The organism is Bradyrhizobium sp. BEA-2-5 (assembly GCF_032918025.1).
GTDB lineage: Bacteria > Pseudomonadota > Alphaproteobacteria > Rhizobiales > Xanthobacteraceae > Bradyrhizobium > Bradyrhizobium pachyrhizi.
Genome location: NZ_CP136629.1, coordinates 4730239 through 4754494 on the forward strand (window position 1 = coordinate 4730239; position 24256 = coordinate 4754494).

24 protein-coding genes, 1 tRNA gene and 1 pseudogene are annotated in these 24256 nt (G+C 64.5%); 6 read left to right on the forward strand and 20 right to left on the reverse strand.

Going from position 1 to position 24256, the window contains the following annotated elements:
• The first annotated feature begins 92 nt into the window (after window positions 1-92).
• The 3 genes from RX327_RS22130 to RX327_RS22140 all read left to right on the forward strand — a co-directional run bounded on the left by RX327_RS22130 (window position 93) and on the right by RX327_RS22140 (window position 2903).
• Window positions 93-1919, forward strand: a complete 1827-nt coding sequence (locus RX327_RS22130; protein ID WP_050384920.1) for an AMP-binding protein — start codon at window positions 93-95, stop codon at window positions 1917-1919.
• 172 nt (window positions 1920-2091) lie between these two features.
• Window positions 2092-2292: a hypothetical protein gene (locus RX327_RS22135; RefSeq protein WP_317247111.1), complete on the forward strand. Its 201-nt coding sequence runs from the start codon at window positions 2092-2094 to the stop codon at window positions 2290-2292.
• A gap of 143 nt (window positions 2293-2435) precedes the next feature.
• Entirely contained in the window at window positions 2436-2903 is a 468-nt protein-coding gene (locus RX327_RS22140; RefSeq protein WP_317247112.1) for a GcrA family cell cycle regulator, read from the forward strand.
• 60 nt (window positions 2904-2963) lie between these two features.
• Here RX327_RS22140 and RX327_RS22145 read toward each other — a convergent pair whose 3' ends face one another.
• The 4 genes from RX327_RS22145 to RX327_RS22160 all read right to left on the reverse strand — a co-directional run bounded on the left by RX327_RS22145 (window position 2964) and on the right by RX327_RS22160 (window position 6623).
• Complete coding sequence (locus tag RX327_RS22145; protein WP_317247113.1) at window positions 2964-3926, reverse strand: SDR family oxidoreductase; 963 nt, start codon at window positions 3924-3926, stop codon at window positions 2964-2966.
• Window positions 3927-4106: 180 nt separating this feature from the next.
• A complete protein-coding gene (locus RX327_RS22150; protein ID WP_050384923.1) occupies window positions 4107-4340 on the reverse strand; it encodes a hypothetical protein in 234 nt (77 codons plus the stop codon).
• A 131-nt stretch (window positions 4341-4471) separates the two neighbouring features.
• A complete protein-coding gene (locus RX327_RS22155; protein ID WP_050999539.1) occupies window positions 4472-4651 on the reverse strand; it encodes a hypothetical protein in 180 nt (59 codons plus the stop codon).
• Between the two features lie 439 nt (window positions 4652-5090).
• Window positions 5091-6623 carry a porin gene (locus RX327_RS22160; protein WP_317247114.1) on the reverse strand — a complete coding sequence of 511 codons (1533 nt, stop codon included), beginning with the start codon at window positions 6621-6623 and terminating at the stop codon, window positions 5091-5093.
• Window positions 6624-7077: 454 nt separating this feature from the next.
• On the opposite strand from RX327_RS22160, the gene RX327_RS22165 reads away from it, so the two are divergent.
• On the forward strand, window positions 7078-7590 hold the full coding sequence (locus tag RX327_RS22165) for a MarR family winged helix-turn-helix transcriptional regulator (RefSeq protein WP_317247115.1): 513 nt from the start codon (window positions 7078-7080) through the stop codon (window positions 7588-7590).
• An 841-nt stretch (window positions 7591-8431) separates the two neighbouring features.
• Here the strand turns inward: RX327_RS22165 and RX327_RS22170 are convergent.
• From RX327_RS22170 to RX327_RS22200, 7 genes are all read right to left on the reverse strand, one after another.
• A tRNA-Pro gene (locus RX327_RS22170) sits at window positions 8432-8509 on the reverse strand.
• 100 nt (window positions 8510-8609) lie between these two features.
• Window positions 8610-9203 (reverse strand): MerR family transcriptional regulator, encoded by a 594-nt coding sequence (locus tag RX327_RS22175; RefSeq protein ID WP_317247116.1) that lies wholly within the window; start codon window positions 9201-9203, stop codon window positions 8610-8612.
• A gap of 124 nt (window positions 9204-9327) precedes the next feature.
• Window positions 9328-9663, reverse strand: coding sequence for an integration host factor subunit alpha (locus tag RX327_RS22180; RefSeq protein WP_317247117.1), 336 nt, complete (start codon window positions 9661-9663; stop codon window positions 9328-9330).
• A 129-nt stretch (window positions 9664-9792) separates the two neighbouring features.
• Window positions 9793-10773, reverse strand: a complete 981-nt coding sequence (locus RX327_RS22185) for a beta-ketoacyl-ACP synthase III (protein WP_317247118.1) — start codon at window positions 10771-10773, stop codon at window positions 9793-9795.
• Window positions 10770-11831, reverse strand: a complete 1062-nt coding sequence (gene plsX, locus RX327_RS22190) for a phosphate acyltransferase PlsX (RefSeq protein WP_317247119.1) — start codon at window positions 11829-11831, stop codon at window positions 10770-10772. Before plsX ends, RX327_RS22185 begins: the two co-directional genes overlap by 4 nt.
• 310 nt (window positions 11832-12141) lie before the next feature.
• Complete coding sequence (locus RX327_RS22195) at window positions 12142-12735, reverse strand: YceD family protein (protein ID WP_038377420.1); 594 nt, start codon at window positions 12733-12735, stop codon at window positions 12142-12144.
• Window positions 12732-13283, reverse strand: coding sequence for a ubiquinol-cytochrome C chaperone family protein (locus RX327_RS22200; protein ID WP_317251303.1), 552 nt, complete (start codon window positions 13281-13283; stop codon window positions 12732-12734). Before RX327_RS22200 ends, RX327_RS22195 begins: the two co-directional genes overlap by 4 nt.
• A gap of 137 nt (window positions 13284-13420) precedes the next feature.
• Here RX327_RS22200 and RX327_RS22205 point away from each other — a divergent pair, with 137 nt between their 5' ends.
• Both RX327_RS22205 and RX327_RS22210 read left to right on the forward strand, forming a co-directional pair.
• Window positions 13421-13897 carry an outer membrane protein assembly factor BamE gene (locus RX327_RS22205; RefSeq protein ID WP_317247120.1) on the forward strand — a complete coding sequence of 159 codons (477 nt, stop codon included), beginning with the start codon at window positions 13421-13423 and terminating at the stop codon, window positions 13895-13897.
• Between the two features lie 156 nt (window positions 13898-14053).
• Window positions 14054-15061 (forward strand): tripartite tricarboxylate transporter substrate binding protein, encoded by a 1008-nt coding sequence (locus RX327_RS22210; RefSeq protein ID WP_317247121.1) that lies wholly within the window; start codon window positions 14054-14056, stop codon window positions 15059-15061.
• A 155-nt stretch (window positions 15062-15216) separates the two neighbouring features.
• Here RX327_RS22210 and RX327_RS22215 read toward each other — a convergent pair whose 3' ends face one another.
• From RX327_RS22215 to glyA, 9 genes and pseudogenes are all read right to left on the reverse strand, one after another.
• Entirely contained in the window at window positions 15217-15372 is a 156-nt protein-coding gene (locus tag RX327_RS22215; protein ID WP_167350400.1) for a hypothetical protein, read from the reverse strand.
• Between the two features lie 88 nt (window positions 15373-15460).
• On the reverse strand, window positions 15461-17581 hold the full coding sequence (locus RX327_RS22220) for a sodium-translocating pyrophosphatase (protein ID WP_317247122.1): 2121 nt from the start codon (window positions 17579-17581) through the stop codon (window positions 15461-15463).
• A 291-nt stretch (window positions 17582-17872) separates the two neighbouring features.
• Window positions 17873-18875, reverse strand: a pseudogene (gene thiL / locus RX327_RS22225) (thiamine-phosphate kinase).
• 136 nt (window positions 18876-19011) lie between these two features.
• The gene (nusB, locus tag RX327_RS22230; protein WP_317247123.1) at window positions 19012-19506 is read right to left on the reverse strand and encodes a transcription antitermination factor NusB; all 495 of its coding nucleotides are present in this window, start codon (window positions 19504-19506) and stop codon (window positions 19012-19014) included.
• Window positions 19507-19508: 2 nt separating this feature from the next.
• Window positions 19509-20000 carry a 6,7-dimethyl-8-ribityllumazine synthase gene (ribH, locus tag RX327_RS22235; protein WP_317247124.1) on the reverse strand — a complete coding sequence of 164 codons (492 nt, stop codon included), beginning with the start codon at window positions 19998-20000 and terminating at the stop codon, window positions 19509-19511.
• Between the two features lie 214 nt (window positions 20001-20214).
• Window positions 20215-20823, reverse strand: coding sequence for a riboflavin synthase (locus tag RX327_RS22240; RefSeq protein WP_317247125.1), 609 nt, complete (start codon window positions 20821-20823; stop codon window positions 20215-20217).
• On the reverse strand, window positions 20823-21983 hold the full coding sequence (ribD, locus tag RX327_RS22245) for a bifunctional diaminohydroxyphosphoribosylaminopyrimidine deaminase/5-amino-6-(5-phosphoribosylamino)uracil reductase RibD (protein WP_317247126.1): 1161 nt from the start codon (window positions 21981-21983) through the stop codon (window positions 20823-20825). The genes RX327_RS22240 and ribD overlap by 1 nt, the downstream gene beginning before the upstream one ends.
• Window positions 21980-22462: a transcriptional regulator NrdR gene (gene nrdR / locus RX327_RS22250; protein WP_011087793.1), complete on the reverse strand. Its 483-nt coding sequence runs from the start codon at window positions 22460-22462 to the stop codon at window positions 21980-21982. Before nrdR ends, ribD begins: the two co-directional genes overlap by 4 nt.
• 22 nt (window positions 22463-22484) lie before the next feature.
• Window positions 22485-23786 (reverse strand): serine hydroxymethyltransferase, encoded by a 1302-nt coding sequence (glyA, locus tag RX327_RS22255; RefSeq protein WP_317247127.1) that lies wholly within the window; start codon window positions 23784-23786, stop codon window positions 22485-22487.
• Window positions 23787-24256 lie beyond the last annotated feature (470 nt).

Sequence of the window (24256 nt, forward strand, 5' to 3'; positions counted from 1 at the left end):
ATGACCAAGTGGATAAATAGCCGCACTTGTGTTCCGCGAGCCCGGCTCGATACAATCCCCGTCCCAACGAACAAGAATGGACGGGGACGGATATGCTGAAGGACAGGCTTTCGCCGGCCGACGAGGCTGCGCGCGACAGGGAGATGCAGGAGACGCTCGCCGCCTGCCCGCGCATCCTCGACCTCATTGCCCGCGGTCCGCAGGGCGCGCCGGACGCTGAAGCCGCGATCTATCTGCGCTCGCCGCTCGATCCCAACCCGGTCGTGATCTCGAACGATCACTTGATGGGCTGCATCAAGGCCGCTGAAACCTATTTCCGTAAGCGCGGCATCGGCAAGGACGACGCGGTGGCTGTCCTGCTCCCGGCGTGCCCCGCGACCGTCGTCGCGATCTTCGGCGCAGCGGCCTGCGGCGTCGCCGAGCCGCTCAATTTGCTGTTCACGCGCGAAGCGATCGTCGCCCAGCTCAACGCGATCAACGCAAGGCTGTTGCTGACGCCGCCGCCGGGCCTGCCGGGCGGGCTCTATGAGAGGGTCGAGGGCCTGCAGCGCGAGGTGCCGTCCCTCAAGCGCATCGTGATCGTGCCGCTCGACGGCAGCATCGCCTTCGACGGCGAGGTGCTGCGGCCTGATCCCGCCTGGCGCGACGACTACGGCAAGTCCAAGGACATGAGCGAGGCCGACCGCGTCGCCGTGATGCTCCCGACCGGCGGCACCACCGGCCATCCGAAGGTGGCGCGGCTCACCAATCGCGCCATGGTCGCCTCCACCGTATCCTCGCGGATGGCGCTCGATTTCCATCGCGGCGAGCGCGCGATGATCACGATGCCGCTGTTCCATGTCGGCGGCCTGTTCTGCACCACGGCCAATTCCCTGGCGGCCGGCACGACGATGGTCATCCCCGGCCCCGCCGGCGCGCGCGATCCGGCGCTGGTCCGACACTTCTGGCAGATCATCGAGAAGTACCGAATCAACATCGCCGGCAACGTGCCGACGATACTCGGCGCCCTCGCCGATATCCCGGTCGCTGACAGCGACATCTCGACCCTGCGCGTCACCGCCACCGGCGCCTCGATCTGCCCGCCCGAGATCGAGCGGCGTTATCTTGCGACCTGGGGCGGCCCCTGCATCCAGCAGCTCTACGGCATGACCGAACTCGCCGGTGCCATCACTCACGATGTGCACGGCGTGAGGCCGCGCGCCGAAAGCGTCGGCACCCGCAATCCGCTGGTCGAGCTTGCGATCCTCGACGGCGGCAAGCTCCACACCGGACCGTGGCCCTCACCGGTCGGCGAACTGCTGACCAGGGGCCCGCAGGTATTCGCCGGCTATGTCGACAAGAAGCAGACCGAGGAGGCGTTCCGCGACGGCTGGCTGCGCACCGGCGACATCTGCCGGATCGATGCCGACGGCTTCGTCTACATCATGGGCCGCGCCAAGGACGTCATCATCCGCGGCGGCCACAACATCGATCCGCGCGCGATCGAGGACGCCGCGCTGGCGTTTCCGGGCGTGGCGCTTGCCGCGGCCGTCGGGCGTCCCGACACCTACGCCGGCGAAGTGCCGATGCTGTTCGTCTCGGCGCAGCCGGGCGCCCATATCGATCCGAACGCGCTCGCAGCCTTCGTGCAGGACAACATCCTGGAGCCGCCGGCGCGCCCGCGCGTGGTGTCGGTGATTCCCGAGATGCCGGTGACTCCGGTCGGCAAGATCTTCAAGCCGAAGCTGCGCGAGATCGCCGCCGGCGAGGCCGCGCGCGAGCTGCTGGCGCTGGAAGGATTGTCCGGCGAGGTCAGTGTCGACGCGATCACCGATCCGTCCCGCGGGCTGTACCTGAGCGTGAGCGCGCCTCCGGACAAGGCCGAAAAGGCTGAGCGGCTTCTCAAGAAGTTCCCGGTCAAGGTCGAGTTACGGCCCTAACGCCTTCATCCATCTCAATAATTCGATGATGCCCTCGCGCTGGAACTCGCTTCCAGCGCGAGCGCGCGGCCGGCTGCTTCTTGCCGCCCACGGCTTGACGAACTGCCTTATTCCTAAATAGACTCTAAATAGATACTTTTCAGTACAGGCGTTCGGGGTTAAGCGTTTCACCATGGCTACGGAAAAGGCCGAAACCGACCGCGTCCCGGTCACGCTGGCGCTCTCGACCATCGCCTATCTGGAGAAGCTGGTGAGACAGGGCACCCACGGCACCAGCGTTCCCGGCGTCGCACGGACATTGATCGAGGAAGGCATCCGTCTCGCCATCAAGGACGGGTTGCTTGCAATCCGCGACAACGGCCGCACGCCCTAGCATGATCCGGAAAAGTGGAGACCGGTTTTCCGAAGAGATCATGCTCAAACGGGGATGAGATCACGGCGCGATTGCTTGTCATCGCGTGGCGAGCTCAGGCGTGTGCCGGCGCGGCGGTTCAACACAGAACGTGGAACCGTCAGATGATTGCCATCGAACCGACCTGGACGCCGGAGCGCGTCGACCAACTCAAAATCTACTTTGAGGCCGGCCTCTCCTGCCGCGAGATCGCCGCCGACATCGGCGTCAGCCGCAATGCCGTGATCGGCAAGCTGTCCCGGCTGAATCTGACGCGTACGACGCCGGACGAACGCCGGGCGCGGCGCAAGAAATCGGCCGCCCACGCCGCGCAGAGGGCGACTGCCAAGCAGCAGCTCCGGTTGCTCCAGGCGGTCTACGAGCAAGAGCCCGTCGATGCGCCGATCGTCAGCGCCAACAGCTGCTCGCTGTTCGAACTGAGCGAGCAGCGCTGCCGCTGGCCGATCAGCACCCCGGGCGCCGATGATTTCTGCTTTTGCGGCAACACACCGCTCGGCGGCATGCCCTATTGCTCAGGGCATTACCGCCTCGCCTATCAAGCGGGATCGCGCCAACGCGCGATGCGCGGATAGCGCTTGATGCGCGGGGAGCGCTTGAGTGAAGCCGTCCCGCACGCGATGCGGGACGGCCGTTCAGCCGACCTTCCAGCCGGTCGCCGCTACGATGCCTTGATAGAACTCCGGCGTGTAGGCCTGTTCCGGCGTCTTGCGTACGCGCTCGTCGAGCAGATGCGCGTCGTCGCCGACCAGGATGCGCCAGCGCTCGGCCTTCACGCCGTCGAGGATGATCTTGGCGGCGGCCGCGGCCGAGGTCGGTGCCTCGTTATGGAAGATGCGGGCGCGATCGAGCGCGAGCTGCTGGATGTCGGCGTCCGACATCCTGGCGACGTCGATCCCCTGCCCCTGCAGACGCTGACGGGCCTGCTTGAGCTCGTCGGCATTGAGCTGGTCGGAGCCGTTCTGCACCTTGCGGGAGTTCGACACGATCGAGGTGCCGATATGGCCGGGCATCACCACCGAGCATTTGACGTGCGGCGCGTGCAGGCGGAGGTCGTTGATCAGCGCTTCGGTAAATCCCTTCACGGCGAACTTGGCCGAGCTGTAGGCGGTGTGCGCCTGGTTCATGCCGATCGAGGCCCAGAAGCCGTTGACGCTCGCGGTGTTGACGATGTGGGCCTCGTCCGCAGCGACCAGCATCGGAAGGAAGGTGCGCACGCCGAGATAGACCCCGCCCCAGCAGATGTTGAAGGTGCGCTCCCATTGCTCGCGCGTGTTGGTGAACAGGCTGCCGCCGCCACCGATGCCGGCGTTGTTGAACAGCAGGTGGATCTTGTCGGTCGCCTGCTGCTCGATCAGCTCATCCCGGAAGCGCTTGTAGTGATCCTCGATCGCGACGTCGGCGACATGCGTTGTGACGCGCAGGCCCTGCGGCAGTTTCTCGGTCTCGCAGAGCCGCCTGGTCTCGGCCATCGCGGCCTCCGAGACGTCGCACATCGCGACGTTGCAGCCTTCGGCGACGAGCTGCCGCGCGAGCTCGCGCCCCATTCCCGTGCCGCCGCCAGTGATGACCGCGATCTTTCCAGCAAAATCCTTCATGTGAGATCCGTTCCTTCCCTTATTCTTGTTGCCCTGGTTCTTCTTTGTTTCGGCCGGAGCGCGGATCGCAGCTCCAACCGCTTGGCTGCGGCACCTTACTCACCGAATTGTCGCCCAGCAACGGCGCCTTCTCACGCGCAAGTGAGCCGCTTGCAGCAGATTGAGACGGTGGCCACGAAATCATTCCGCGTTGCGAACAATCCGACATCGACAATCGGAGACGATGATCGTGCACATCCTGAACAGATTGGTCGCGACAACGCTGATGGCGATCGCGGCTGGAATTTCCACCGCGGCCGCTGCCGCCGAGGTAACACCAGCGAAGCAGCGCAACGGCACCTGCGCAGATGAACCACGTTGATCGCAATCGGTGCAAAGCGCAGCGCGCGGCGTGGCAAAGCGCGCGATCGTCATATGCGAAGCTCTGACAATGCTGCGATCACGTCGCCCGAATTCGAATGCTTGTTCGCGAAGCGCGTGAGACTCACGCGATGGTCGCGCGCATCCTGGCCGCAGACCAAGCCGCGTCATGACGCGGCCCCGCGCTATTCGGCTGTCTCGATGCGCACGGATGCGCGCCGCCGCAGGACGCCGGCACCCGCGCTCAGGGCCAGCTTGAGCAGGCCGCGCCACGAGAAATCGATGATCACCTCATGGTGCCGCAATCCCTTGCCGCCCTTCACCAGCCCGAGATCCCGGATCAGGCAATAGTGGCCGCTGCTCATGCGCGCCAGGCGGCTGTTCTTGAAGCGTCCCATGAATGGCGAGAATGCACTGCGGATCGATTCCGTCAAATCCTGACGGCGTCGAATCGGCAAGGCGACGGCAACCCGATCGCCGGCCGCAGCTTGCGCGGGCCGCGCGCGCCACCATCGTCGACGCCGGCTGGGCCCTTGAATCAAAAACCTCCGGCAGGGCATTGCCGGAGGTTTGGGAGGCTTAGCAGCCAGCTAAGAGCCATCATTCAATGTGTTGGCCATGGCGTATATAGTTTAGTAGATCAGGTAAGTAAATAAGTCGGCGGCTAATGAATCGCATGGCTCGTCTTCGTCGTTCGCGTGGACCGAAATGACGCAGCTCAGCTCTCCTTGGAATCTTCCGCAAAGAAAAACCCCGGCAGTTGCCTGCCGGGGTTCTGTTGGATCGTGATCAGATCAACCGGTATTACCAGTTGCGCTGAGCGCGGAAGAGCATCTGGACAGTGTCCTGATCCTTCAGCTCGTAGGTCGCGGTCGGCTTGCCGATAGCAGTCGACGACGTAGTGATGATACCGGCATACTTCTGATCGAGGTGCGAGTAGGTCACGTCGGCCGAGAAGGTCAGGTTCTTCACCGGCGTCCAGCGGGTGATGACGCCGATCTGCGCGATGTTGTAGTCGGGGTTGCAGGCGGTCACGCCAGCGCCGCCAGCGAATGCGGCACGGAACGTACCACCGACGCCACCAACGCCGCAGATGAGCGACTTAGCCGTGTCGTTGTACGAAACAGCGGCGAACGCACCGTACAAGCTCGTGTTCCAGTAGGGATCCCAGTTGTGGGTGTAAGCACCACGGAAGCCCCAGGTCTTGACGGTCTGCTGCTGACCACCGGGGCCGAACAGCGTGTCGGGTGCCGTACCGAAGCCAACGCTGCCATAGACGCCCGGCAGGCTCGAACCGCCGAAGATGGCGATCGCGCCGGCCTGGCTGGCCAGGTTCTGGAAGTTGTAGCGGGTCGCACCGTCGGTGTAGACGCCCTGAATGTTGATCGTGTCACCCGCGCCGGTCGGGATGTTCTTGATCGACAGAGCGAGCTGAACCGCCCAACCCCACTTGTCGTCGGGGTGGCCAGTGGTCTCGGTCGCGCCGTAATAGGCGACGTGGTTGTCATGCGCGGCAACCGACGCCTGGAACAGACCCCAAGCCTGATCGACCTTGAGCGCAGCAACGAAGTCCGGAGCGATCGTGCCGGCGTAGTCGCTGGAGCCGTAAGCGCCACCGACGCCGAGGTTGTTCACGCCAGCCTGCATGTAGGCAACCTGGTCCTGCGCCGACAGAGCGAGCGACACGCCGTTGCCGAACTGCGCGGTGTAGGTGAACTGGTTGATGCCGTTGGTGGTGTTCACGCCACCGACGAGCGCGTCGTAGTTGTTGCCCGGATAACCGTTCCAGGGGGCGTCGAACTGCGACACGGCCTTACCCATCGTGAAGCCGGCGAACTGGATGAAGGCGTAGTACACGCCGAGCGAACCGGCAGCCACGTTGCCCGAACCAGCGTTGTTCGGCGCAGCCGTCGAGCCGATCGCCGAGTACACCGTCGAGCCGTTGCCCTGGCCGGCGTAGGTGTCGGAGGTCCAGGTGAAGACCGCGTCGAAGTAGGTGCGGACGACGCCGTATTCGGTCGCGGTGCGCGTGTCGATGTTGAGGTCTTCACGCGAACGCCAAGTGTAGCCGTTCGTGAAACGATTGTTGGCACCGCTGGCGCCGTTGTAGTTCGCGCCGTACACGCTGTTGCCGTTCACCACGACGTCAGCACGCAGGTAGCCGCCCAGCTTGATGCAGGTGTCGCTGCCCGGGATGTAGTAGAAGCCCGCGCCGTACAGCGAACAGATCTTCACGTACTCGACCGCCTTGGCCTTGACCGGAAGATCGGCCGCCTGGGCTCCACCGACCGCGACCAGCGCAGCCGTCGAGCCCAGGATAAGGCTCTTCAAATTCATATTAAACCTCCAAGTTGCTCATATGCGGAGAGTCCGAGGCCGCGAGCGCCCCGTGATCCTCCCGCATTGTCCAAGACCGTTTTCCCCAAACCCCGCACCCTCAGATCAATCTGTGGTGTGCGACGGACTTGAACGATCACCGCAACGGGACGATCGAGATTCCCCTACCGCCGGGTTCAATATGCATTGGCCAGTTCGCCAATCAAAATAGTTTATAAAGTCAGGAATGCGAATGCGGCCACACTGTGTCTCGCCGGCAACGCTGCCTGTAAGCCCTTTGCTTACCTGAGAAAACTTGTCACACCCCAAATAGTCCAACCGTCACACGACCATCATAATTACTTTACGTTCACTTGCGTTCGTTGGCGGCTTGCGGGAAAAAACCTACTGCAGCGCGGAAAACAAGAAATAAATCAGCACAAAGCTGAGTCGGCGCCCGAGGGAAGAGGAAGCTGTGTCAGTGACAAGGAAGGATTCGACGCGCCAGCGCGCCATCGAACATCTCGACATCATCAAGCGATTCACGCTCGAGATTTCGGCCATCAACTCGCATCTGGAGCGCGTCCGTCAGTTCTGGGGCAAGTCGCTTGGCGTCAGCGGTCCGCAATGGATGATTCTCATCGCGATCTCGGATCTCGACAAGGATGACGGCGTGCCGATCAACGTGGTGTCGAAGCTGCTGCACGTCGATCCGTCGTTCGTGACCACGCAATCCAAGCTACTCGAGCAGAAGGAGCTGCTGCGGCGTGCGCCCTCCCCGGCCGATGCGCGCGTGGTCCGGCTGTCGCTGACCGACACGACCAAAAAGCACCTCGCGGGCCTCGCCGAACAGCACAAGGCGTTCAAGAAAACCGTCTTCGAGGAGTTCAGCGAGCCGGAGCTGGCCGAGTTCACGGCCAAGCTTTCGATGCTCACCAACCGCCTCGAAAAGGCCTGCCTGATTGTTGCGATGGAAGCCGAGGCCTGAAGCGACCGGCTCTGCAGCGGACAGGACGGCTGGCAACCGGAACGGCCGCGCCGCTCACCTCGCGAAGCGTAGGATGCAGAGACTTATCGGTGTCCGCGCCCCGGCGACTGGAACGCCAGGAAGGCGAGAACGCTCAGCAGAGCAGCCCAGACCAGGAAGTGTTCAGCAATCACGTTGGCCCCCCATTTGCCCCTCAATGGAAAGCATGAAACGGGCCAAGCCGCGGTCGATCCGTGAACGGGCCATGAAAAAGGAGCCCCGGCGCTGACGGCCGGGGCCCCGCAAAGCCAACCTCGCAGTGTAACTATCTGGACCTGGTCGAGCTGCCTCCGGTCATCCCGCTGCCCGAGCCCGTCGTCTGGCCAGGGGCGTAGCCAGAGGCCCCTGGGGCCCCGGCTTTCGATCCTCGTGCCTGCATCTCGTGCCCGGGTGCATAGCCCGACGCGCCGGGACTGCCCTTCTTGGAGCCCTTCTTTTGCATCTCGTGTCCAGGTGATTTGCTCGAAACACCCTGTGCAAAAGCAACCGGTGTGGAAGCCATCAGGCATGCCGCGGAAAGGACGATGATTGCGTGCTTCATTTTGTCCTCCAAAATGCGCCCCGCAACTAACCGCCTGAAATCAGTGACGTTCCATGAACGCTTGTTCATCGACACGACAGCCGCAGATGCGATCGGCTTGGTGCTGCCTCTTCAACGAGCGCTTGTTCGATATTGACGGCAGCGTGTTGGCTTCCGCGCACAGCTTTCCGCGACCGGCGAACAGCATCGGCAACCAATCGCAAGCCGGCGGCGCGCGATGCGCGTCCGCTTCAAACCATCACCGAACGAATTTTGAGAAATTGGTCGGAGCGAGAGGATTTGAACCTCCGACCCCTAGTCTCCCAGACTAGTGCGCTAACCGGGCTGCGCCACGCTCCGATGCCGTTCCATTAGCTGCGATCCTGCGTTCGCGCAAGGCAAAGCAGGCTCCTGAAGACTGCAATCCGGGCACCGGTTCCCCTTGGCGGGCTTCCTTGCCTCAGCCGTCCTTCATCGCTGCGTCGATCATCTGCCGGCAGGCGACCAGCTCCTGCAGCACGCGTTCGAGCCGCTCCCGATCGACTGACGGAACGGAGGGACGAACCGGCGGCGCGGCGGGCGCCTTACCCGGCTGGGCATGCGCCTTGTAGGTCGACAGGATCGGATCCTCGTCGGGATCGACGAATCGGTAGTCGATCCCCTTCTCGTCGCCGTCGCCCTCCTCGCCGTCGAAATCGAGGCCGTCGCTGTTCTCGAGGTCGTCGGGCTCGGCCATGCTGTTGCCGACGGCTTCCTCGACCGCGCCGAACGAGACCGCTGCGGTCTGGTCGGCGAGGCCCTGCACCGATTTGACGCCGTGCTCCTTCAGGATCCGCTGCACCCCGCGGATGGTGTAGCCCTCCCCGTAGAGCAGCCGGCGGATGCCCTTGAGCAGGTCGACGTCGTCGGGGCGGTAATAGCGGCGGCCGCCGCTGCGCTTCATCGGCTTGATCTGGGAGAACCGGGTCTCCCAGAACCGCAGCACGTGCTGCGGAATGTCGAGTTCCTGCGCTACTTCGCTGATGGTTCGGAACGCATCCGGCGCCTTGTCCAAATGCCCGCTCCTTCTCAATGCCTGGAGCCTTTTCCGTCCCGATTGAATCGGAACGGGGCTCCGGATTCTAGTTTTGCCGCGTTTTCTTCACGCGAACCGGGTATCCACTTCGCTTGAAAACGCTCTAGTCGGCCTTGCTGCCGTCGCCATTGGTGACGACCTGGCCGTTGATCCGCTGCTTCAGGATCGCCGACGGCTTGAACACCATGACGCGGCGCGGCGAGATCGGCACCTCGGTACCGGTCTTCGGATTACGGCCGATGCGCTGCCCCTTCTTGCGCACCATGAAGGACCCGAAGGAGGACAATTTCACCGTCTCGCCCTTTTCGAGGCAGTCGGTGATCTCCTTCAGCACGAGTTCCACGAAAGCGGACGATTCCGTGCGCGACAGCCCGACCTTCTGGTAGACGGCCTCACACAAATCGACGCGCGTAACTGTTTTTCCGGTTCCCGTGGTCATCGCCTGCCCCGCACTCTCGGCGAACAATTTCTTGACTGAAATTAAAAGCTTAGCGCGCAATGGTCAACAGTGACCAGCGCCCAGGCGCAGAAAGATCCCGGCAACCTGTCGATACTGTTTGGCGATACGCTACCAGCGCACGAGCGCCGAGCCCCAGGTGAAGCCTCCGCCCATCGCCTCGAACAGCACCAGATCGCCCTTCTTGACGCGCCCGTCCTTCACGGCGACCGACAGCGCCAGCGGGATCGATGCGGCGGAGGTGTTGCCGTGACGGTCCACCGTCAGCACCACCTTTTCCGGCGCGATGTGAAGCTTGTGGGCGGAGGCGTCGATGATTCGCTTGTTGGCCTGGTGCGGCACGAACCAGGTGATGTCCTCGGCGGTAAAGCCGGTGGCGTTGAAGGCATCGACGATGACGTCGGTGATCATGCCGACCGCATGCTTGAAGACCTCGCGCCCTTCCATGCGCAGATGGCCGACGGTCTGGGTCGAGGACGGGCCGCCATCGACGAACAGCTTTGCCTTGTGGCGGCCGTCGGAGCGCAGATGCGTGGTCACGACGCCGCGATCGGTCGCGGCATTGCCGGGCTGCTCCTGCGCCTCCAGCACCACCGCCCCGGCGCCGTCGCCGAACAGCACGCAGGTGCCGCGGTCGTTCCAGTCGAGGATGCGCGAGAAGGTCTCGGCGCCGATCACCAGCGCGCGCTTGAAGGCGCCGGTGCGCAGGAAATTGTCGGCGGTGGCAAGCGCGAACACGAAGCCCGAGCACACCGCCTGGAGGTCGAAGGCCGCGCCATGATTGATGCCGAGCCCGTGCTGCACGGCGACAGCCGTCGCGGGGAAGGTGTTGTCCGGGGTCGAGGTCGCCAGCACGATGAGGTCGATCGACTGCGCGTCCATGCCGGCATCGCTGAGCGCGGCCTGCGCGGCCTTGATCGCCAGGTGCGAGGTGAATTCATCGTCGGCAGCGATGTGGCGCTCGCTGATGCCGGTGCGCTGCACGATCCAGTCATCCGACGTGTCGATCCGGGTGGCCAGTTCGGCATTGGTCAAAACCCGCTCCGGCAAATATGAGCCGCAGCCGAGCACTACCGAACGTATAGCAGTCACGAGACAGCCTCCTGCGCGGTCTGCGCCTGCACCAGGGCGCTGCCCTCGCGGTTGAGCATCTGATTGATCTTGTTCAGGAGATCGTAGTGAGCCATCTCATAGCCAACATCGATCGCATAGGCAAAGCCTTCGGCGTTGGTTCCGCCATGGCTCTTGACCACCACCCCCCTCAGTCCCAGCAGCACGCCGCCATTGGACTTGTTGGGGTCCATCTTGTCGCGCAGCTTCTGGAACGCACCGCGGGCCAGCAAATAGCCGATCCGCGCCAGCCAGCTCGATGACATGGCCTCGCGCAGCAGCGTGAACATCTGGCGCGCGGTTCCCTCGGCAGCCTTGAGCGCGATGTTGCCGCTGAAGCCCTCGGTCACGATGACGTCGGCCAGACCCTTGCCGATGCCGTCGCCCTCGACGAAGCCGATATAGTCGAACTGGGTCGAGTTCATCGCGCGCAGCATCTCCGCCGCCTCGCGGATTTCCCCGTGCCCCTTCATCTCCTCGGACCCGATATTGAGCAGGCCGACGGTCGGCCGTTCGAGGTTGAACAGCACGCTCGCCTTGGCTGCGCCCATGACCGCCATCGACACCAGATGGTGGGCATCGCCGCCGAGGGTGGCGCCGAGGTCGAGCACGACGGATTCGCCGCGCATGGTCGGCCATACCGCCGCAAGCGCCGGCCGGTCGACACCCGGCAGCGTCCGCAGATTGAGGCTGCCCATCGCCATCAGCGCGCCGGTATTGCCGGCGGAGATCGCGACATCCGCCTCGCCCTTCTTGACGGCATCGATCGCCATCCACATCGAGGAGGTCTTGCGGCCGCGCCGCAGCGCCTGGCTCGGCTTGTCATCGTTCTTCACGGCGACGTCGGTATGGATCACTTTCGATACCGCCTTCAGCGCCGGATGCTTGGCGAGCTCCGGCTCGATCTGGGCCCGGTCCCCGACCAGCAGGAACTCGCTGTCGGGATGACGGCTTAACGAGATCGCGGCGCCGGGAACGACGACGGAAGCGCCGACATCGCCCCCCATGGCGTCAAGCGCTATTCGAACCTTTTGAGGCATGAACGTCCCGGAAGCCTGCTTTCCCGCAGCCCTTCAGACGAGGACCGCGAGCTTGAAGTCACCGCCGTTAACGGCGCGCGGCGAAACACCAACTCGCGTCCCGGCCGGGCCGCGACAATAGCGTGTCCTCGATCCGACACAACCTCTTGACCGCAAATGAGGCAGCTGCCGAACCATCACGCAACACATTAGAACATACCAGAAATACATTGTATTTCAATGTATTGTGACACGTATTTGAAGTAACTGGGAACAGCGCTCGCGCAAGCTTGCAGGCAAGCCATCCCCGCAAATGTGGCGCCGGGCGCCCTCAACTTCCCTTGGGCTTCTTGCCGTCCGGCTTTTTCTTCAGCGCCTTCAGCGCCGCGAAAGGATGATTTTCCAGGTCAGGCGCTTCAGCCTTCTGTTCAAAGACCGCATCCACCTTGCGCGGATACGGGTCTATGCCGAGAAACAGCGCATCGGTGGCAAGCCGGCCGATGTCGATGAAGCCGCCGACGATCGGCTCCGGCGGGTCCGGCGTTTCCTCATCGCTGTCGTCGGCGTCGTCGACCAGGTCGGCCATTTGCGGGATCTGCTCGGGCGGCGCGAACACCACATCGATCGGCTCATCGATCTCGTTCTCAATCGGATCGAGCGTCACCACGCAGGTCTGCCCGACCCTGGCCTGGACTCTGCCGGTGACCTGGTAGCTACCGTCGCGCTTGGGCTGCAGGTCGAACTCTGCACGCGCGGAGACGACCTCCCGCAACTCGGCAACTTCGGCCATCGCCTTGCGCGCTGCCTCGTCGGCCGCGATCTCGCGATGCAGGCCCGTCTCCGGGATCTGCGCGACATTGACGAGAACCCGCCAGGGGTCGCGGTCGCGCCGTGCATCTGATTGCCCTGTGCTGCCGCCGCTCATGCCTCGGTCCCCGCAGCCTGTGGTACCGGAAAGCGCCAGGCGCCCTTGGCCAACGCCGCGAGGTCGGTGCGCGCCAGCTCTTCGATCGCCTCCCTGGCGTAGGCGGCGAGCTCGCGGGCCTTGTCGATGTTCTGACCGTTGAGGATGTTCTTGCAGAACGACTCGGCCAAGGCCGCCTCGCTGTCGGTCAGCGCCAGATCATAGGCCGCGGTGCGGCCGTAGAAGGCTTCGCCGAACGCCTGCATGCGCTTCGGCACCGTGAGGTCGCCGACGCCCATTTCCCGCAGATTGTCGTCCATATCGATGCAGAAATGATCAAACAGGGCCTGGGACAGCGCAACGCCGCCCTCGACGGATTTCAGGCGGCGCAGCAACAGCCAGAGATGCAGCAGCAACAGGTCGAAACGCCCGTTAACCGTATCGGGCACGCCCAAGTCACGGTAAAATATGGGTTCTCGCGCCTGCGTCACGATCATGCCATAGATGGCTTCAATGGTGCCCGGCGGGGTTAGTCGGGGTTTCCTGAAGTGATTGAACGGCCAAAGCATGACGGGTTCCGGCTGCCGGTCCCCAAAGGGTCGCCTGTTGAGAGGTCGCCCATTGGAGCTCGGCATGATTGCAATCCATTGAGCTGCCCGGTACGTCAATGCCTCGGCCGATGCAAGGGGACGGATCAGTTCCGCCGATGAACCACACGCTTTCACGACAGTCTCGCGCCGCTTCCGCGCGCGGGTTCTTTTCGCGTCTCCGCGCCGTCGCGGCGATTGGCCTCGTCTGCGCCGCACTCGGCGGCTGCGCCGGCGAACAATTCCAGAAGGGCTACATCCTTCCCGAGGGCGCGCTCGAGCAGATTCCGATCGGCGCAAGCCAGGACCAGGTGCTGATCGTGATGGGTACCCCCTCCACGGTCGCAACCCTCGACGGTGAGGTGTTTTACTACATCTCGCAACGCTCGGAGCGCCCGGTTGCCTTCATGAACCAGAAGGTGGTCGACCAGCGCGTCATCGCGATCTATTTCGACAAGAACCGGCGCGTGCGCCGGCTTGCGAATTACGGTCTGCAGGACGGCAAGATCTTCGACTTCATCAGCCGTACGACGCCGACGTCGGGCCAGGAGATGAGCTACCTCACGCCGCTGTTCAAGCTGCTCAGCTTCAACTAGGGCGTTTTCGAGCGAAGTGGGCTCCGGTTCGCGTGAAGGAAGCGCGTCAAACCGGAGTTTGAAGCATAACCCGCTGCGCCAAGTTGTCGCTTGCCCGAGGGGCAAGCGGTCCCCTAGTTTGCTCGCAAACAAAGAGCCTGAGCAGGGGGTAAACGCATGAGAGCCAAGAGATTTTCCCGTCGTACGGTATTATCGGGTACGGCCGCATTGACGGCCGCGGCGATCCTGCCGCGCGCGAGCCTCGGCGCCGGTGACTGGCGGCCGACCGAGACCGTCCGCATCATCGTGCCGGCTGCGGCCGGCGGATCGACCGACGTGATGGGCCGGCTCTTGGCCGCGCATCTGCAAACCGCCTGGGGCCAGTCGGCGGTCGTGGAAAACCGCTCGGGCGGCGGCGGCACCATCGGGACATCCGAGGTCACGCGCGCCAAGGGCGACGGCCACACCATCCTGGTCGGCAATCCCGGTCCGAACGCGATCGCCTACAGCATCTTCAAGAATCTCACCTACAAGCCCGACCAGCTGCAGCCGGTCTCGAACATGATCCGGATCCCGAACATCGTCTCGGCGCACCCGAAGACCGGCATCAAGTCGATCCCCGAGCTGATCGCCTATCTCAAGGCTAATCCGGACAAGCTCAGCTACGCCTCTTCGGGCGTCGGCCAGAGCCCTCACCTCACCGGCGCCTGGTTCCTCCAGCTCACCGGCCTGAAGATGACGCACATCCCGTTCCGCGGCGCCGGACCCGCGCTGCAAGCGGCCCTCGCCGGCGACATCCAGATCCTGTTCGACAATCTCTATCCGAGCCTGCCTCAGGTGCAGAACGGCACGCTCAACGGTCTCTGCGTCACCACGACCGAGCGCAGCGACCTCGCGCCGAACCTGCCGACGATGCGAGAGAGCGCGCCGGAGCTGGCGAGTTTCGACATCTCGTCCTGGTTCTGCGTGTTCCTGCCGAAGACCGCACCCGCCCCGGTGCTCGACGAGTTGAACCTCCAGATCAAGGCGATGCTGGAGCGCGAGGACATCAAGAAGCAGATCGCCGCCATGGGCGCCCGCGCCGACTACGGCACCCCGCAGCAATTTGCCGCCTTCGTGGAGGCCGAGACGAAGAAGTTCGCCGGCATCATCCAGAAGGAAGGGCTGCAGATGGAGGTCAAGTGACGGCGTAGCCGTCATTCCGGGACGATGCGCAGCATCGAACCCGGAATCTCGAGATTCCGGGTTCGCCTCTTCGAGGCGCCCCGGAATGACGCTGCAAACATGCGGCTAGACCTATCGGTGGATTACGCTTCGCTAATCCACCCTACGCTCTGACGCTACGAAGACTTGTTGATCTTCTTGACCTTGGCGTCGGTCGCTTCAATCGACATCGCCAGTTCCATGATCGCCTTCGAGAGCAGCTCGATGGCCTCCTTCTGATCCTGCGATTTGGAGGCGCGGAGCGCGTAGTTCCGTGCGGATGAGAGCGACATCGATTGATCTCCGTGTTGTTCGCGTCTGGTTCAAAAATAAAACCCCGCGGCTTTCACCGCGGGGCTTCGTTTCAGTCGTGTCCGCAGCTCAGTGCGCCAAAATCGCCAGCAGCAGCAAGGCCACGATGTTGGTGATCTTGATCATCGGATTCACAGCGGGGCCCGCCGTGTCCTTGTAGGGATCGCCAACGGTGTCACCGGTGACGGCCGACTTGTGGGCGTCAGAACCCTTGCCGCCGAAATGACCGTCCTCGATGTACTTCTTGGCGTTGTCCCAGGCGCCGCCGCCCGAGGTCATCGAGATCGCGACGAACAGGCCCGTCACGATCACGCCGAGCAGCATCGCGCCCACGGCCGAGAACGCCGCCGACTTGCCGGCCGCGCCGCCGCCCGCGATCACGTAGATCACGAAGTAGACGAAGATCGGTGACAGCACGGGCAGCAGCGAGGGGATGATCATCTCCTTGATCGCCGCCTTGGTCAGCAGGTCGACCGCCTTGCCGTAGTCAGGCTTGTCGGTGCCCTGCATGATGCCCGGCTTCTCGCGGAACTGACGCCGCACCTCCTCGACGATGGCGCTGGCGGCGCGGCCGACGGCGGTCATGCCCATCGCGCCGAACAGATACGGCAACAGGCCGCCGAACAAGAGGCCCACCACCACATAGGGGTTGTTGAGCGAGAAGTCCGGCTTGACGCCCTTGAAGTAGGCATGGGCATTGGCGTCGCTGATGAAGAATTTGAGGTCCTGATTGTATGCCGCGAACAGCACCAGGGCGCCGAGACCAGCCGAGCCGATCGCGTAGCCCTTGGTCACCGCCTTGGTGGTGTTGCCGACCGCGTCGAGCGCGTCGGTCGACTTGCGCACCTCCTTCGGCAGGCCCGCCATCTCGGCGATGCCGCCGGCGTTGTCGGTGACGGGGCCGAAGGCGTCGAGCGCGACGATCATGCCGGCCAGCGCCAGCATGGTGGCGGTCGCGATCGCGATGCCGAACAGGCCGGCGAGGCTGTGGGTGACCAGGATGCCGGCGATGATCACGATCGCGGGCAGCGCGGTCGCTTCCATCGAGATCGCAAGGCCCTGGATCACGTTGGTGCCGTGACCGGTCACCGAGGCCTGGGCGATCGACTTCACCGGACGGTAGTCGGTGCCCGTGTAGTATTCGGTGATCCAGATGATCAGCGCGGTGACGACGAGACCGACCACGCCGCATTCGAACAGCGCCATGCCGGTGTAATCGACGCCCTCGAGCTTGCCGAAGCCGATCAGGTAGTAGATCACCAGCGCGATGCCGATCAGGGACAGGATGCCGGTCGCGATCAGGCCCTTGTAGAGCGCGCCCATGATCGACTGGCTCGGCCCGAGCTTGACGAAGAAGGTGCCGATGATCGAGGTGATGATGCAGATGCCGCCGATCGCGAGCGGCAGCGTCATCATGTTGGAGAGGATCGCCGTCTTGGCGAAGAAGATCGCCGCCAGGACCATGGTGGCGACCGCGGTCACCGCATAGGTCTCGAACAGGTCGGCGGCCATGCCGGCGCAGTCGCCGACATTGTCGCCGACATTGTCGGCGATGGTCGCCGGGTTGCGCGGATCGTCCTCGGGAATGCCGGCCTCGACCTTGCCGACGAGGTCGCCGCCGACGTCCGCACCCTTGGTGAAGATGCCGCCGCCGAGACGGGCGAAGATCGAGATCAGCGAGGCGCCGAAGCCGAGCGCCACCAGGGCATCGACCACGACGCGGCTGCCCGCTTCCAGACCCATGAACTTGACCAGCACCATGAAGTAGAGGGTCACACCGAGCAGCGCGAGACCGGCCACCAGCATACCGGTGATCGCTCCGGCCTTGAAGGCGAGCTCGAGGCCGCCGGCAAGCGATTTCGTTGCGGCCTGGGCCGTGCGCACATTGGCGCGGACCGAGACGTTCATGCCGATGAAGCCGGCAGCGCCGGACAGGATCGCGCCGATGGCAAAACCGATCGCGACATACAGCCCGAGGAAATAGGCAAGCAGCACGAAGATGACGATGCCGACGAGACCGATCGTGGTGTATTGGCGCCGCAGATACGCCTGTGCGCCCTCGCGCACCGCGGCCGCGATCTCCTGCATGCGCGGCGACCCCGCATCCGCGCTCAACACCGAAGACGTCGCCCAAATCGCGTAGACGACGGAAAGCACTCCGCAGAGCACTATCAACCATAATGCTGTCATTTGATTTCTGCCTCAGATCCTTGATGTATCCCCGGCGCCTTTTTGTGCCGCTAGGGGGCGGCAGGCGCTTATTTTGCGAGGACAATCCTCCCCAAAAACGGATTGCCTCAAATCGGGCGCGACCTTGCCAAAATCGTTACCGCTGTGCAACGCCACCTGTGGCCGAAAACGCCGATATCGGCAGCTATTTAGAAGGAAAATCGGCGCTATCAGGCGCGGGAAGTCGAGCGCGGCTTCCATTCCGACGGGTTTTCTTAATGCGAACCGGTGCCCGCTTCGCTCGAAAACGCTCTAGAAATGGCTGTAGGACAGCCGCTTCAGCTTCAGTTCCCGGCCCTGCCCGTCAAGGAAGCTCGGTGGCGACAAGCCTGCGATCAAGCCGCCGATTGCGGTCACCGCGACCTTGGCCTGCCGTGCGTCGCGCAGAAACGCGTCGACATGATCGCTCGGGACCGCGCACAAGAGCTCGTAATCATCACCGCCGGCCACCAAGGTCTCGATATCGATCGCCTTGCGTGCGAGCAGCGCTGCGGCCGCGGACGACAACGGGATACTCGTCACGTTGATCACGGCCGCCACACCACTGGCTGCGCAAAGCTTGGTCAGATCGCCGGCAAGACCGTCGGACACATCCATCGCGGCGCTGGCGTGGGTGCGAACGGCCTTGGCCAAGGCGTTGCGCGGCTGCGGAACACGGTAACGGGCGGCAAGATAATCCCGCCCGACCACATCGTCCGCCACAGCCGCGGCGACCGGGCCACCCCGGAGCACATCGAGGCCGAGCGCGGCGTCTCCGATCGTGCCGGTGACGAACACACGGTCGCCCGCCTGTGCCCCTGCGCGATGCACCATCGTGCCCTCGCGGCACACGGCCGAAGGCTGTGATCGAGATCATCTGCGGGCCCGGCGTCGACACCGTGTCGCCACCGAGCAGCGGGCAGCCGAAATGCGCCGCGTCCTCGCCGAGCGCCCGGGCAAACGGCTTCAGCCAGGCCTCCTCGGCGCCGCGCAGCGCCAGCGTCAGCACGAAGCCGGCCGGCAGCGCGCCCTTGGCGGCGAGATCGGACAGGTTCACCCGCAGCGCCTTGCGCGCGATGGTCCCGGGCGGATCGTCCGCAAGATAATGCACGCCCTCGACGACGGCATCGGTGGTAACGACGATGTCGTCGCCGGCCGCCCTCAGCGCGGCGGCGTCGTCGTCGAGCCCGAACGCCCCCGGATCGGTCGCGAGCGGCTTGAAATAGCGCGCGATCAGGGAGTCTTCGCCGGATATCGGTTTGTCGCTCTGCGTCACGATAGCAGCCCCGTCATCCTGAGGTGCGAGCGGAGCGAGCCTCGAAGGATGCACGGCCCCAGCCGGGCCGCCGCCCTTCGAGCCGGCCGCTGCGCGGCCTCCTCAGGGAGACGGTCAAGCGATCATATGTCTCCACTCAGCTCCGCACGAACTCGTCGGCGCGAAACTGGCGGCCGATCTGGTCGAGCACCGCGTTCACCATGCCGGTTTCCTCGCGGTCGACGAAGGCATTGGCGACGTCGACATATTCGGAGACCACAACGCGGCCCGGCACGTCCTTGCGATGCTGGAGCTCATAGGCTCCGGCGCGCAGCACCGCCCGCAGGATGGCTTCGATCCGCTTCAGGGGCCAGCCCTTCGACAGCGCCTCGTCGATCAGCGGATCGAGCTTCTTCTGGTCGCGCACGACGCCCGAGACCACGTCGCGGAAGAAGGCGGCTTCGGCCGGCAGGTAAGTGTCGCCCTCGACCTCGTTGCCGAGCCAATGGCTCTCGAACTCGGCGAAAATGTCGTTGATGCCGGCGCCGGCGATATCCATCTGATACAGCGCCTGTACGGCTGCGAGCCGCGCCGCACCGCGCCGGTTCGCTTTTCTGTCGGGGGCTTTCGCGGGCTTCTTGTTGTCAGCCATGGTCAAGCCTTTGCCAGGCGGCGCTTGATGCGCAGCATCGCCAACGCGGCGCGCGCGGCATCGCCGCCCTTGTCGAGCTCGCTGGCGCGCGCCCGCGCCCAGGCCTGCGCCTCGGTGTTGACGGTGAGGATGCCGTTGCCGAGCGGCAGCTTTCGCGCCACTGCGAGGTCCATCAGCGCGCGCGAGGATTCCTGCGACACGATCTCGAAATGAATGGTGTCGCCGCGGATCACGCAGCCGAGCGCGATCACCGCATCATAGGGCTTGCCGTTCGCCGCCGCGGCATCGACCGCGATGGCGACCGCGGCCGGGATTTCCAGCGCACCGGGAACCGTGATCACGTCATGCGTCGCACCCGCGGCCTTGATCTCGGCCACCGCGCCATCCAGAAGCGCGTCCTGGAGATCGTCATAGAACCGCGCCTCGACAATCAGCGCGCGCGCGCCGGAAATGTCGGTCTGGTCCTTCAGGGGTGCGCGCCGCGCGTCTGCCATCGCAATACCAATCGGAACTTGGGGAGGAGTTGTGCAGCGTTTTAGGCGCAGCAGGGGCTAAAGCCAAGGGCAATACTGGCCTGGATGTCACCGCGATCAGCCCGATTTTTCAGGCCGGGTTCGCTTGCAATGCATAGGCCACCCGGGCTGAAAATCGCCCGAGGCGAATAGGCAGATAGGGACGTCTGTCTTGGCCGCAATGCCCGAGCCGAAGCTATTTCATTTCCGTCAGCCGCGCCGCGTAGCGGGCCATCAGGTCGACCTCGATGTTGACCTCGTCCCCCGCCTTCCAGTCGCCGATCGTCGTGACCGTCAGCGTGTGCGGGATGATCAGCACCGAAAAGCTCACGTCCTTGACCGTATTGACCGTCAACGACACGCCGTCGAGCGTGATCGAGCCCTTGGTGGCGATGAACCGCGCCAGCTCCCGCGTGGTGGAGAGCTCGAACCGCGCCATGTCGGGCAGGTCCTCGCGGCTGCGAAGCGTCGCGATGCCGTCGGCATGGCCGGCGACGATATGCCCGCCAAGCTCGTCGCCGATCTTCAGCGCGCGCTCGAGATTGAGCCTGCCGCCCTGCCCCCAATGCTTGGCGGTGGTCATGCCGAGCGTCTCGGCCGCCGCATCGACATCGAACCAGGTCTTGCCATCGGCGGTGCCGGAGGCGACGACCGTCAGGCAGACGCCGTTGCAGGCGATCGAGGCGCCGTCGGCAATCGTGCTCTGATCGTAGCGGCATGCGATGCGCAGGCGGTGCAGCTGCCCCTGCGCCGTGGGCGTGAAGCTGACGATCTCGCCGATATCGGTGACAATGCCGGTGAACATTACGCGCGCTCGTAGATCATGAGACTGTCTTTGCCGAGGGTTTCGCTAGCACGAAGCCGGAAGACGGGCGACTGCGTGATTGCGTCGAGCGGCATTGCGTCCAGCGCGGGAACGCCGCCGGCACCGATCGCATCAGGTCCGCGCAACAGCCAGATCTCGTCGACAAGGCCGGCTGCCACGAAAGAATTTGCCACGCGCGATCCGCCCTCGACCAGCAGCCGCGAGATCCCCTTCTCCGCCAGCGCATCCAGGACGGACGGCAGATCGAGCCCTTGGGGCGCGCTGGCGGCGACGCGGATCACCTGCGCGCCGGCGGCACCGAGCTTCACCGCGGCAGGCGCCTCCGCCATGTCAGATGTCAGCACCCAGAGCGGCGTCTCGCGCGCCGAATGCACCAAGCGGCTGTCGCCTGAAATGCGCAGCGCACGGTCCAGCACCACGCGCACCGGCGAGCGCGCCGCCATGCCCGGCAGGCGGCAGGTGAGGAGCGGATCGTCCGCCAGCACCGTTCCGATGCCGACCAGGATCGCATCGCTGCGCGCGCGGAGAAGATGCACACGGGTCCGCGCGGCCTCGCCTGATATCGCAACCGGCTTGTGGCCATCAGCTGCGATCTTGTCGTCGGCGGAAACCGCGAGCTTGAGGATCACATGCGGGCGGTGATCGCGGATGCGGCGGAAATGGCCGGCATGGTCGCGCGCGGCCTCTTCCGCGCACAGCCCGACATCGACCGCGATGCCGGCGGCACGCAGCTTGGCGTGCCCCTGCCCGGCGACTTCCGGATTGGGATCCTCGATCGCCGAGACGACGCGGGCGAGCCCGGCCGCCACAACGGCGTCGGCGCAAGGCGGCGAGCGGCCGAAATGCGAGCAGGGTTCGAGCGTCACGTAGAGCGTGGCGCCGCGCGCGGCATCGCCGGCGCGCCTGAGTGCCTCGACCTCGGCGTGCGGCCGGCCGCCTGCTTGCGTCCAGCCGCGGCCGACGATGACGCCGTCCTTGACGATGACGGCGCCCACGGCCGGATTGGGCCAGGTCCGCCCCTGCCCGCGCTTGCCCAGCGAGAGCGCCAGCTCCATGAATCGCAGATCGGCCGCCTTTGCCGCTTCCCTGGCCTCTTTGGCCTTCTGCGCGAACTGATCCTCCAGGATGCGGAAGATCATTTGCGGATCGCGGCGAGCCGCGCTTCCTCCTCGCCGGAGAGCTCGCCGAGCACGTCGGCGAAATCCTTGGCCTCGCGGAAATTACGGTAGACCGAGGCGAAGCGCACATAGGCGACGTCGTCGAGCGTGCGCAGATGCTCCATCACGGTCTCGCCGATCACCTCGGACGAGATCTCGGCCTCGCCCCCCGTCTCGAGCTCGCGCACGATGGTGGAGACCATCTTCTCCACCCGCTCCGGCTCGACCTGCCGCTTGCGCAAGGAGATCTGCACCGAGCGCATCAGCTTGTCGCGATCGAACGGCACGCGGCGACCGTTGCGCTTGATCACCGTGAGCTCGCGCAGCTGCACGCGCTCGAAGGTGGTGAAGCGGAAATTGCAGGCGACGCACACGCGCCGCCTGCGGATCACGGACGAGTCCTCGGTCGGACGCGAGTCCTTTACCTGCGTATCGAGACTGTTGCAGTTCGGGCAGCGCATCCGACGGGACCTTGGCCTAGCCTTACTGGTAGATCGGGAACCGGTCGGTGAGCGCCTTGACCCGTTCCTTGATCGCAGCTTCCACCAGCGGCGCCTTGCCGTCGGAGGACTGCGCGACCGCATTGAGGACCTCGGCGATCATGCCGCCGACCTGCTGGAATTCGGCCACGCCGAACCCGCGGCTGGTCGCCGCCGGCGTGCCGAGCCGAATCCCTGACGTGACGAAGGGCGATTCCGGGTCGAACGGAATGCCGTTCTTGTTGCAGGTGATGGCCGCGCGGACCAGCGCTTTCTCCGAGACGTTGCCCTTCAGGCCCTTCGGCCGCAGATCGACCAGCATCAGATGATTGTCGGTGCCGCCGGAGACGATATCGAGACCATGGCCCTTCAAGGTCTCTGCCAGGGCCTTGGCGTTCTCGACGACGTTCTTGGCGTAGACCTTGAAGTCCGGACGCAGCGCCTCGCCGAAGGCGACCGCCTTGGCCGCGATCACGTGCATCAGGGGACCGCCCTGCAGGCCCGGGAAGATCGCCGAATTGAGCTTCTTGGTCAGCGTCTCGTCATTCCACAGCATGAGGCCGCCGCGCGGACCGCGCAGCGACTTGTGCGTCGTCGTCGTGGTGACGTGCGCATACGGCACGGGCGAAGCATGCACGCCGCCGGCGACGAGCCCGGCGAAATGCGCCATGTCGACCAGGAGGTACGCCCCGACGCTGTCCGCAATCTCGCGGAAACGCTTGAAGTCCCAGGCGCGCGAATAGGCCGAGCCGCCGGCGATGATCAGCTTCGGCTTGACCTGCTCGGCCTGCTTGGCCACCGCGTCCATGTCGATGATCTGGTCCTCGCGGCGCACGGTGTAGTGCGCGGCCTTGAACCACTTGCCGCTCATGTTGACGGGCGAGCCGTGGGTGAGATGACCGCCGGCCGCGAGATCGAGCCCCATGAAGGTGTCGCCGGGCTGCAGCAGCGCCAGGAACACCGCCTGGTTCATCTGGCTGCCGGAGTTCGGCTGCACATTGGCGAAATTGGCGCCGAACAGCTTCTTGGCGCGATCGATCGCAAGGTTCTCGGCGACATCGACCCACTCACAACCGCCGTAATAGCGCGCGCCCGGATAGCCTTCCGCGTACTTGTTGGTCATCACCGAACCCTGCGCTTCCAGCACGGCCCGGCTGACGATGTTTTCCGAGGCGATCAGCTCGATCTCGTGACGCTGCCGGCCGAGTTCGCCCTTGATCGCGGCAGCGATTTCGGGATCGGCCTCGGCGAGGGTCGCGGTGAAGAAGGAATCGGGCGCGGAAGCGGTCTTGCTGGATGAGGTCATCGGCGAAATATCTCCACCGCCGCAAGCCTTTAGGCGGGATGCGGACGGTCACAAGTGGCGGTCGAAGCTGGTTTCAGAGCGTTATCACATCGCCCCAAAATGGCCAAGCGGTTGCGGTCCCTGCCGGTCAATTATGCCAGATATGGTGGGGATGGCGGGGATTGCCAGCCGGCCGGACGGCCACCCCCACCGCCCGGTTCCCGCCGCGCGGCCAGCACGGCTGTGGCAGCCGCCGAATGGAACGTGACACCCCTTCCCGACCGCGCGGGGCCGCGGACGAGACAACGATCGCCTCGAGGTTTCAACGTCTTGCACGCGCAACCACGCAACTTCGGACTCGCTTGATCAAGTCGCGCGCGATCGCGATGCATCGACTCACGAGACGGCGAGACGATTTTTGAATCGTTCGATTTTTGAATCGTTCAACACTGGATCGATTCAAAGCTCTCACGCGATGCGTGCAGTTGCGC

Excerpts from the sequence above, each read along its gene's own strand:
- RX327_RS22130 (WP_050384920.1), top strand. The coding sequence starts at position 93 with ATGCTGAAGGACAGGCTTTCGCCGGCCGACGAGGCTGCGCGCGACAGG.
- RX327_RS22135 (WP_317247111.1), top strand. The coding sequence starts at position 2,092 with ATGGCTACGGAAAAGGCCGAAACCGACCGCGTCCCGGTCACGCTGGCG.
- RX327_RS22140 (WP_317247112.1), top strand. The coding sequence starts at position 2,436 with ATGATTGCCATCGAACCGACCTGGACGCCGGAGCGCGTCGACCAACTC.
- RX327_RS22145 (WP_317247113.1), bottom strand. The coding sequence starts at position 3,926 with ATGAAGGATTTTGCTGGAAAGATCGCGGTCATCACTGGCGGCGGCACG.
- RX327_RS22150 (WP_050384923.1), bottom strand. The coding sequence starts at position 4,340 with ATGACGATCGCGCGCTTTGCCACGCCGCGCGCTGCGCTTTGCACCGAT.
- RX327_RS22155 (WP_050999539.1), bottom strand. The coding sequence starts at position 4,651 with ATGAGCAGCGGCCACTATTGCCTGATCCGGGATCTCGGGCTGGTGAAG.
- RX327_RS22160 (WP_317247114.1), bottom strand. The coding sequence starts at position 6,623 with ATGAATTTGAAGAGCCTTATCCTGGGCTCGACGGCTGCGCTGGTCGCG.
- RX327_RS22180 (WP_317247117.1), bottom strand. The coding sequence starts at position 9,663 with ATGACCACGGGAACCGGAAAAACAGTTACGCGCGTCGATTTGTGTGAG.
- plsX (WP_317247119.1), bottom strand. The coding sequence starts at position 11,831 with ATGCCTCAAAAGGTTCGAATAGCGCTTGACGCCATGGGGGGCGATGTC.
- RX327_RS22195 (WP_038377420.1), bottom strand. The coding sequence starts at position 12,735 with ATGAGCGGCGGCAGCACAGGGCAATCAGATGCACGGCGCGACCGCGAC.
- RX327_RS22200 (WP_317251303.1), bottom strand. The coding sequence starts at position 13,283 with ATGCTTTGGCCGTTCAATCACTTCAGGAAACCCCGACTAACCCCGCCG.
- RX327_RS22205 (WP_317247120.1), top strand. The coding sequence starts at position 13,421 with ATGAACCACACGCTTTCACGACAGTCTCGCGCCGCTTCCGCGCGCGGG.
- RX327_RS22210 (WP_317247121.1), top strand. The coding sequence starts at position 14,054 with ATGAGAGCCAAGAGATTTTCCCGTCGTACGGTATTATCGGGTACGGCC.
- RX327_RS22215 (WP_167350400.1), bottom strand. The coding sequence starts at position 15,372 with ATGTCGCTCTCATCCGCACGGAACTACGCGCTCCGCGCCTCCAAATCG.
- RX327_RS22220 (WP_317247122.1), bottom strand. The coding sequence starts at position 17,581 with ATGACAGCATTATGGTTGATAGTGCTCTGCGGAGTGCTTTCCGTCGTC.
- nusB (WP_317247123.1), bottom strand. The coding sequence starts at position 19,506 with ATGGCTGACAACAAGAAGCCCGCGAAAGCCCCCGACAGAAAAGCGAAC.
- ribH (WP_317247124.1), bottom strand. The coding sequence starts at position 20,000 with ATGGCAGACGCGCGGCGCGCACCCCTGAAGGACCAGACCGACATTTCC.
- RX327_RS22240 (WP_317247125.1), bottom strand. The coding sequence starts at position 20,823 with ATGTTCACCGGCATTGTCACCGATATCGGCGAGATCGTCAGCTTCACG.
- ribD (WP_317247126.1), bottom strand. The coding sequence starts at position 21,983 with ATGATCTTCCGCATCCTGGAGGATCAGTTCGCGCAGAAGGCCAAAGAG.
- nrdR (WP_011087793.1), bottom strand. The coding sequence starts at position 22,462 with ATGCGCTGCCCGAACTGCAACAGTCTCGATACGCAGGTAAAGGACTCG.
- glyA (WP_317247127.1), bottom strand. The coding sequence starts at position 23,786 with ATGACCTCATCCAGCAAGACCGCTTCCGCGCCCGATTCCTTCTTCACC.